We start from the raw sequence: 7,789 nt of genomic DNA, 5'->3' as shown, positions 1-7,789 counted from the left end.
GGAGCGGCCGGCGCCACGGCGGCGGCGGCGGCAGAAGGCTGTTCCACCGCAGCGGCCGGCTGCGACTGCGGCTGGGCCTGGGGCTGACCCTGAGCCTCGGGGGCCGCCTGGGCGAGCATGGACGGCTGCTCGTCGCCGCCCTCGTGCCGGTCGGCGCGGTCGCGGCCGCCACGACGGCCGCGCTGGCGGCGGTTGCGGCCCTGGCGTTCGCCGTGGTTGTCGTGGCGCTCGCCGGCGTCGGCCTCGGCGCTGTCAGCACCCTCGCCGTCATCCTCGTCGCCGGCGTCGCGACCGTGGCGGTACTGCTGCTGCGGCGGCTGCTGATAGTCGCGCTGGTCGCCGCCGTGGCCGCCGTTGACCTGCTGCAGCGCCGCCTCTTCCTCGTACTCGAACAGGTCGTCGAGGGCGCTGTGGTCGGAGGCCGGCGTCTGCGGGGCGTTCAGGCCGCCCTGCTGCACCCGCTGGGTCAGCGCGCCGTTGACGTTGGCGATGCGGAAATAGTGCTCCGCGTGCTGGTAGTAGTTCTCGGCAAGAATGCGGTCGCCGGAAGACACCGCGTCGCGGGCCAGGGCCAGGTACTTTTCCATGACCTGCTGGGCGTTGCCTCGCACGCGGATGCCAGGGCCGTTGCTGTCGAAGGTCTGGTTACGGACCGGACCTCGGTTGCCCTTCGGCGCACCACCGCGGCGAGGGCGCTTGTTGTTCGAGCCTTGCTTCATGACTCCAGACAATTCTGCGGTTAATAAAAACCGTTCCCCAAAAACAACGGCATGATCGTGCCGGTACCGGCAAGGATGCCGGAGCAGGCGGGGTGTCGGGGAATCGAAAGGCACGGTTGTCGACGGACGGCCCGGAGACAGCCCCGGAGCGCGTGCGGCCGACCCTCCGCGCCATGGCCCGAAGGCCTTTGGGAGACGCCGGAGCGCTTTGCCCCGCCTCGACAAGTTGTCGTGCTTGAAACCCAACGTATGCGGAGCGCCTGGGGTTTCCAAGCTCTTTTTTATCGCCCACGCAACATTTTCATACGTTGGTTGCCGCAATGCACCGCGCGATGCCTGCCAGATCCCGGCGGATCCCCTCTACGCGCAAGCCGGCACTTTCAAACAGGTCGACGACATCTGTGGCCTGACCCGCCCCTACTTCCACGATCAACGATCCGCCGGACCTTAGCAGCCGACGCGCCCCGCTGGCAATAACCCGATAAGGGTCAAGGCCGTCTTCACCGCCGCATAGGGCCGCCTGGGGATCGTGGTGGACCACCTCGGGGGCGAGCGTCGCCACCTCGGTACGCGGGATATAGGGCGGATTGGACAGGATCGCATCCACCGTTTCATCGAGTCCCGCCATCCAGTCGCCCACCTGGAACCGCGCCCGCGCCGCCAGCCCCAGACGATGCGCGTTTTCCTCCGCCACCGCCACGGCGCCGGCGGCGATGTCGATGCCAAGGCCGGTGGCGCGTGGCCGTTCGTGCAGCACCGACAGCAGGATGCAGCCGGTGCCGGTGCCGAGGTCGAGGATGCGATAGGCGCCGTCGCGATCGGGCAGCGCCGCCAGCGCCGCCTCCACCAGGGTTTCCGTATCCGGGCGGGGGTCGAGGGTATCGGGGCCGAGCAGGAACTCCAGGCTCCAGAACCCCCGCCGGCCGAGGATGCGGCTGACCGGCTCCCGCCCTGCCCGCCGCGTTACCATGGCCTCGAAGCTGCCCGCCTCCGCCGCCGTCAGCGGCCGGTCGCCGAGGCCGAGCAGGGCCGAGGCCGGCTGCTCCAGCACCTCCGCCAGCAGCAGGCGGGCGTCGCGCCGGGCACCTTCCACCCCCGCCGCCGTCAGCCGGCGGGTGGCGGCCAGCAGGGCGCTATCGACGGTGGCGGTCATTGCAGTTCGGCCAGCTTGGCGGCCTGATCCTCGGCGGTGAGGGCGTCGACGATTTCATCCAGCGCCTCGCCCTGCATCATCTTGTCGAGGGCGTAGAGGGTCAGGTTGATGCGGTGATCGGTCACCCGCCCCTGCGGGAAGTTGTAGGTGCGGATACGCTCCGAGCGGTCGCCGGACCCCACCTGGCTGCGGCGATTGGCGGCGCGTTCGCTGTCCACCTGCTCCCGCTGGTGGTCGTAGAGCTTGGCGAGCAGCATCTTCATGGCCTTGGCGCGGTTCTTGTGCTGGCTTTTCTCTTCCTGGCAGGCCGCCACCACGCCGGTGGGGATGTGGGTGATGCGCACCGCCGACTCGGTGGTGTTGACGTGCTGGCCGCCGGCGCCCTGGGAGCGGTAGGTATCGACGCGCAGATCCTTGTCCTCCACCTGCACGTCCACCTCCTGCGCTTCCGGCAGCACGGCGACGGTGGCGGCGGAGGTGTGGATGCGGCCGCCGCCCTCGGTTTCCGGCACGCGCTGGACCCGGTGGACGCCCGACTCGTACTTCAGGCGGGCGAAGACATCGCGGCCGGTGATCATGGCCACCGCCTCCTTCATGCCGCCGAGGTCAGTCTCGTTGACGTCCATCACCTCGAACCGCCACCCCTTGGCGGCGGCGTAGCGCTCGTAAAGGCGGAACAGCTCACCGGCGAACAGCGCCGCTTCCTCGCCGCCGGTGCCGGCCCGCACTTCCAGGATGGCGTTACGCTCGTCAGCCTCGTCCTTGGGCAGCAGCAGCAGCTTCACCTGATGTTCCAGCTGAGGCAGGCGGTCGCGCAAATCGGCCGCCTCCTCCTCGGCCAGGGCCCGCAGGTCGGCGTCGGCGTCGGCATCTGCGGCCATCGCCTCGGCCTCGGAAAGGTCGGCACGCGCCTTGCGCAGCGTGCCGATGGCCTCGACGACGGGCGTCAGGTCGCTGATCTCCTTGGACATCTTCGCGAAGCCGTCGCCGCCGGCGTGGGTCGCCAGCAGCGCCTGTAGCTCGTCGTAGCGGGCCACGACGCGCCCGAGCTTCTCGTCCAGACTCACCGTTTCATCTCCTTATCGTCGGGCTGGTGCCCGCGGTCGAGGGCGAACAGCCGCCGCAGCAGCGCCTCGGCCGCCTGCGTGGCCGGTTCGTCGCCGTGTTCTGCCAGTTCGCGCAGGGCCCGCATGGGGTCATGCAGCAAGCGGTTAACCAGCAGGCGGGTCGCCTTGTCGGCGTCTCCATGGGCCGACGCCAGCACCTCGGCCCGCAGGGACTCCACATGGTCGCGCAGGGCGGTGATGGCCGGCACCGCCTCCCGCCCTGCCCGCGCCTTCAGGAACGCCGCCAGATCCTCGTCCACCACCGCCCAGGCGGCCCGCGCCGCCGCCTCGCGACCGGCACGGCCGGCAAGGGCGATGTGCTCCAGGTCGTTCAGGTCATAGAGGAAGGCATTTTCCTCCCGGTTCACCGCCGGCTCGATGTCACCTGGAATGCCGGCATCGACCAGGAAGATGGGGCGCTGGCGGCGACGGCGCAGGGCGTCGCGCACCTGTTCCACCGTCAACGCATAGGTGCGGCCGCCAATGGCGGCCACCACCACATCCGCCTGAACCAGAGCGTCCGGCACCTGCTCGAACGGCACCGCGTGTCCGTCCAGCCGCCGCGCCAGGGACTCCACCAAGGCGCGTCGAGGCCCGGTGACCACCAGGTTCTTCAGCCCGGCGGCCTGAAACGCCTCGGCCATCAGTTCCGCCATGTCGCCGGTGCCGATGAGCAGCCCGGCGCAGCGGTCGAGGTCGCCGTGCAGGTCGCGCGCAGTCTGCACCGCCGACGAGGCGACGGAGACCGGCCCCTCGGCGATGTGGGTTTCGCTGCGCACCCGTTTGGCGCAGGCAAAGGCCGCCTGCACCACCGTTTCCATCTCCGGCCCCGCCATGCCGGCATCGCGCGCCAACCGCCACGCCGCCTTCACCTGACCAAGCACATGCGGCTCGCCGATCATCTGGCTGTCGAGACTGGCAGCGACGGCGAAGCAGTGACGCAGCGCCTCCTGCCCGGTCAGCACATAGAGCTGTGCCGTCGCGTCGGCGGGATCGACGCCGGCCATGTCGGCCAGGAAGCCGGCCACCGTCGCCCCGGCGGCACCGGGGTCGGCGGCGAAGGCCATCACCTCCACCCGGTCGCAGGTGGCCAGCACCATGGCTTGCGTCAGCCCGGTGGCATCGCGCAGCCGCGCCAGCACCGCCGGCACCATGGCGTCATCGACGAACAGGGCGTCGCGCAGCGCCAGAGTGCTGGAGCGATGATTGGCGCCGACCACCACCAGCCGGCTGAGCGTTGCATCGGGCATGGGCGTTGGTCCGCCCCTGCCCGCCTAGCGCTCGCGACCGAGCGCGGCGGCCAGTTCGGCCAGCGGCACCGCCGTCTGCTCGCCACTGTCCAAATCGCGCACCTGCGCCGCGCCCTGGGCCAACTCATCCTCGCCGAGGATGACGGCGGCGCGGGCGCCGATCTTGTTGGCGCGCTGCATGCGCTTCTTCATGTTGCCGGAATAACCGAGATCGACCACCACGCCGGCCTTGCGCAACTCGTCGGCCAGTGTCAGGGCGCGGGCTTCCGCCGCCTCGCCCAGCGGCACCAGGGCGACGGCGCGCGGCGGCGGTTCCACCCCTTCAGCCAGCAGCGCCAGACGCTCGACCCCTGCCGCCCAGCCGATGCCAGCGGTGGGCGGGCCACCCATGGTCTTGATGAGACCGTCGTAGCGGCCACCAGCCAGCACCGTGCCCTGGGCGCCGAGTTCGGTGGTGGTGAACTCGAACGCCGTGTGGCTGTAGTAGTCGAGCCCGCGCACCAGACGCGGGTTGTGAACGAAGGAAATGCCGAGCGCCGTCAGGCCCTTGGTCACCGTCTCGAAAAAGGTGCGGGAGGTGTCGTTGAGATAGTCGGTGAACACCGGCGCGTCGGCGACGATGGCGCGGTCGCCCTCGTCCTTGCTGTCGAGCACCCGTAGCGGGTTCTTCTCCAGCCGCGCCTTGCTGTCCTCCGACAGACGGTCATGGTGGCCGCGCAGGTAGTCCACCAGGGCGGCGCGGTAGGCGTCGCGGCTTTCCTGGTCGCCGAGGGTATTGATCTCCAGCGTCACCCGCCCGGCAAGGCCGAGTGCCTCCAGGAAGCGTGCGCCGAGGGCGATGATCTCCACGTCGCCGGCCGGTCCCTCGACACCGAGCAGTTCCACACCCACCTGATGGAACTGGCGCTGACGGCCCTTCTGCGGCCGCTCATAACGGAACATGGGGCCGCGATAGAACACCTTCAGCGGCAGCGCCTGCTGCAATCCGTTGGAAATGAAGGCGCGGGCGACGCCGGCGGTGCCCTCCGGCCGCAGCGTGATGCCTTCGCCGCCGCGATCCTCGAAGGTGTACATTTCCTTGGTCACCACGTCGGAGGTATCGCCGAGGGTACGGGCGAAAACGTCGGTGAACTCGAAGATGGGGGTGGCGATTTCCTGGTAGCCGAACAGCTCCGCCACATGGCGACACCGTTCCTCGACCGCACGATGACGCCGGCACTGGTCCGGCAGAAGGTCATGGGTACCGCGAACGGGCTGTAGGGATGCCACGGGACTGGTCCTCTCGGCTGACGGAACGAACATTCAGGCCGATAGCTACGGCATCTGCGCGCCCAGCGCAACCAGCGAGGCAGGGCAGGCTTGGCCGACGGAGACCACCGGATTATATTGTTGCGGTGATCAGGACCGAGGATCGAATGCACATCGACGTGATCGTGACCCCGCAGGGGCAGATTACCTTGTCGGAAGCCGTTGTCGCCCGGCTGGGCCTGAAGCCGGGAGAAGTGGCGCGCCTCGATCTCCGCGTTGACGACAAGCCGGCAAGCGAAGCCGTGCCACCGAAGACAAAGGCGCCCACGGCCGCCGGTATGCTTTACAAGCCGGGCCGCCGCCCCCTGACGCAGGCGGAAATCGACGACGCCATCGCCGCGGCCGTCGCCGAGAAGACGGCACGACGCTGAATGCTCAGCGCTGATACCAACGTTCTGCTGCGATACGTCCTGAGGGACGACGAGGCGCAGTTCCAGGTGGTCAGGCCGCTTCTCGAAGGGGACCGGCCCTTCTACATTTCAAACATCGTCTTCTGCGAACTCGTCTGGTCCCTGCGGCGCGCCTACAAGATCCCGAAACAGGACGTCGCGGCGGTGGTTCGAACCCTCGTCGGCATGGACACCACGCGCTGCGACGAAGGCGCCGTCGATGTCGCCCTCGCGTTCATGGACGCTGGTGGCGACTTCGCTGATGCCATGGTCGCAGTCGAAGCCAGTCGAGCGGGCGCCGCCTGCCTCTACACCTTCGACCGCGGCTTCGCCCGGCGCGCCGACCCGGCAGTGTGCCGGGTCGAGTTGCTGGAGGCCTGAGCCGCCCTATTCCGCCGCCGACGCTTCCGCGGCGGCCTTGGTGGCGGCATCCAGTTCGGCGGCCTTCTTCTCCACCAGGTCCACCAGATGCTCGACCATGCGGTCGTCGTCGATGGTGTGGTCCTTGATGCCCGACACATAGACCATGTGCGAGCCGCCGCCGCCGCCAGTGAGGCCGATGTCGGTCTCGCGCGCTTCGCCCGGGCCGTTGACCACGCAGCCGATGATGGACAGCGTCATCGGCGTGGTGATGTGGGCAAGGCGCTCTTCCAGCACCTCGACCGTCTTGATGACGTCGAAGCCCTGGCGGGCGCAGGACGGGCAGGACACCACGCGCACGCCACGATGGCGCAGGCCAAGGCTCTTCAGGATCTCGAAGCCGGCCTTGATCTCCTCCACCGGGTCGGCCGACAGACTGACGCGGATGGTGTCGCCGATGCCGGCCCACAGCAGGTTGCCGATGCCGATGGCGCTCTTCACCGTGCCGCCACGCAGGCCGCCGGCCTCGGTGATGCCGAGGTGCAGCGGATAATCGCAGGCATCGGCCAACGCCTGATAGGCGGCGACGGCCAGGAACACGTCCGACGCCTTCACGGAAATCTTGAACTCGTGGAAGTCGTTGTCCTGCAACACGCGCATGTGGCGCTGGGCGCTTTCCACCATGGCTTCCGGGCAGGGTTCGCCATACTGTTCCAGCAGGTCGCGTTCGAGCGAACCGGCGTTGACGCCGATGCGGATGGAACAGCCGTTGGCCTTGGCGGCCCGCACCACCTCGCGCACGCGGTCGGCGCTGCCGATGTTGCCGGGGTTGATGCGCAGGCAGGCGGCGCCGGCGTCGGCGGCCTCCAGGGCGCGCTTGTAGTGGAAGTGAATATCGGCCACCAGCGGCACCGACACCTGCTTCACGATGTCGCGGAAGGCGGCGGTGCTGTCCTCGTCGGGGCAGGAGACGCGCACGATGTCCGCCCCCGCCTCCTCCAGCGCCCGAATCTGCGCCACGGTGCCGGCCACGTCGGTGGTGCGGGTGTTGGTCATGGACTGCACCGTGATCGGCGCATCGCCGCCCACCGGCACCGGCCCGACCATGATCTGGCGGCTGGGGCGGCGGAGGATCTGGCGGTACGGGCGCACGGCGCTGGACATGGCACTTCCTTCGGACAATCGGTCACGGCGGAGCGGTGAAACGCTTCCGCCGCCGAAGATGATCTCCGGCGGCGGCAGTGGCAAGCCCCTCATGGGGCGAAGACGGCGGGGCTCAGGTCACGGCGACAGCAGACGGTCGGGGTCGAGGCGGATGCCGCGACGCACTTCGCCCTGACCGCCGAGGGCGGGCAGCGGCCGGCCGTCCACCTGGATCTGCAGGCCGCCGGCATTGCCGACCATGAGCGTCATGCCGTCGCGGTCGGGCACCTGGAACCGCTCGCCGCGGCGGAGCAGCCGGGTGGCCACCAGTTCCTCGCCGGCGCGCACCTGGATCCAGGTG

At 69.3% G+C, this 7,789-nt stretch carries 9 protein-coding genes; 2 read left to right on the top strand and 7 right to left on the bottom strand.

Going from position 1 to position 7,789, the window contains the following annotated elements; all coding sequences use genetic code 11:
* From ABD056_RS22060 to hisS, 5 genes are all read right to left on the bottom strand, one after another.
* The coding region (locus tag ABD056_RS22060; protein ID WP_343870362.1) for a DUF4167 domain-containing protein at positions 1–719 on the bottom strand (719 nt) is incomplete at its 3' end.
* 301 nt (positions 720–1,020) lie between these two features.
* On the bottom strand, positions 1,021–1,872 hold the full coding sequence (gene prmC / locus ABD056_RS22055; protein WP_343870360.1) for a peptide chain release factor N(5)-glutamine methyltransferase: 852 nt from the start codon (positions 1,870–1,872) through the stop codon (positions 1,021–1,023).
* A complete protein-coding gene (prfA, locus tag ABD056_RS22050; RefSeq protein ID WP_343870358.1) occupies positions 1,869–2,939 on the bottom strand; it encodes a peptide chain release factor 1 in 1,071 nt (356 codons plus the stop codon). Before prfA ends, prmC begins: the two co-directional genes overlap by 4 nt.
* Entirely contained in the window at positions 2,936–4,228 is a 1,293-nt protein-coding gene (hemA, locus tag ABD056_RS22045) for a glutamyl-tRNA reductase (RefSeq protein WP_343870356.1), read from the bottom strand. Before hemA ends, prfA begins: the two co-directional genes overlap by 4 nt.
* A 24-nt stretch (positions 4,229–4,252) precedes the next feature.
* The gene (gene hisS, locus ABD056_RS22040; protein WP_343870354.1) at positions 4,253–5,497 is read right to left on the bottom strand and encodes a histidine--tRNA ligase; all 1,245 of its coding nucleotides are present in this window, start codon (positions 5,495–5,497) and stop codon (positions 4,253–4,255) included.
* Positions 5,498–5,643: 146 nt separating this feature from the next.
* Between hisS and ABD056_RS22035 the strand changes: the two genes are divergently transcribed.
* Positions 5,644–5,907, top strand: coding sequence for a hypothetical protein (locus ABD056_RS22035; RefSeq protein ID WP_343870352.1), 264 nt, complete (start codon positions 5,644–5,646; stop codon positions 5,905–5,907).
* The gene (locus tag ABD056_RS22030; protein WP_343870351.1) at positions 5,908–6,306 is read left to right on the top strand and encodes a type II toxin-antitoxin system VapC family toxin; all 399 of its coding nucleotides are present in this window, start codon (positions 5,908–5,910) and stop codon (positions 6,304–6,306) included.
* Positions 6,307–6,312: 6 nt separating this feature from the next.
* Here the strand turns inward: ABD056_RS22030 and ispG are convergent, their stop codons facing one another.
* Together ispG and ABD056_RS22020 are read right to left on the bottom strand one after the other, a co-directional pair.
* On the bottom strand, positions 6,313–7,449 hold the full coding sequence (gene ispG / locus ABD056_RS22025) for a flavodoxin-dependent (E)-4-hydroxy-3-methylbut-2-enyl-diphosphate synthase (RefSeq protein ID WP_343870349.1): 1,137 nt from the start codon (positions 7,447–7,449) through the stop codon (positions 6,313–6,315).
* A 117-nt stretch (positions 7,450–7,566) separates the two neighbouring features.
* Positions 7,567–7,789, bottom strand: a 223-nt coding sequence (locus ABD056_RS22020; protein ID WP_343870348.1) for a DUF4115 domain-containing protein, incomplete at its 5' end; no start/stop codon positions are given.

The sequence above is a fragment of the Caenispirillum bisanense genome (assembly GCF_039523075.1).
In the GTDB taxonomy this organism is placed as follows: domain Bacteria; phylum Pseudomonadota; class Alphaproteobacteria; order Rhodospirillales; family Rhodospirillaceae; genus Caenispirillum; species Caenispirillum bisanense.
This window is presented reverse-complemented; position numbering and strand designations above follow the sequence as displayed.

Bases quoted from the DNA above. Each gene is read 5' to 3' on its own strand.
- prmC (WP_343870360.1), bottom strand. From the start codon at position 1,872: ATGACCGCCACCGTCGATAGCGCCCTGCTGGCCGCCACCCGCCGGCTG.
- hemA (WP_343870356.1), bottom strand. From the start codon at position 4,228: ATGCCCGATGCAACGCTCAGCCGGCTGGTGGTGGTCGGCGCCAATCAT.
- ABD056_RS22035 (WP_343870352.1), top strand. From the start codon at position 5,644: ATGCACATCGACGTGATCGTGACCCCGCAGGGGCAGATTACCTTGTCG.
- ABD056_RS22030 (WP_343870351.1), top strand. From the start codon at position 5,908: ATGCTCAGCGCTGATACCAACGTTCTGCTGCGATACGTCCTGAGGGAC.
- ispG (WP_343870349.1), bottom strand. From the start codon at position 7,449: ATGTCCAGCGCCGTGCGCCCGTACCGCCAGATCCTCCGCCGCCCCAGC.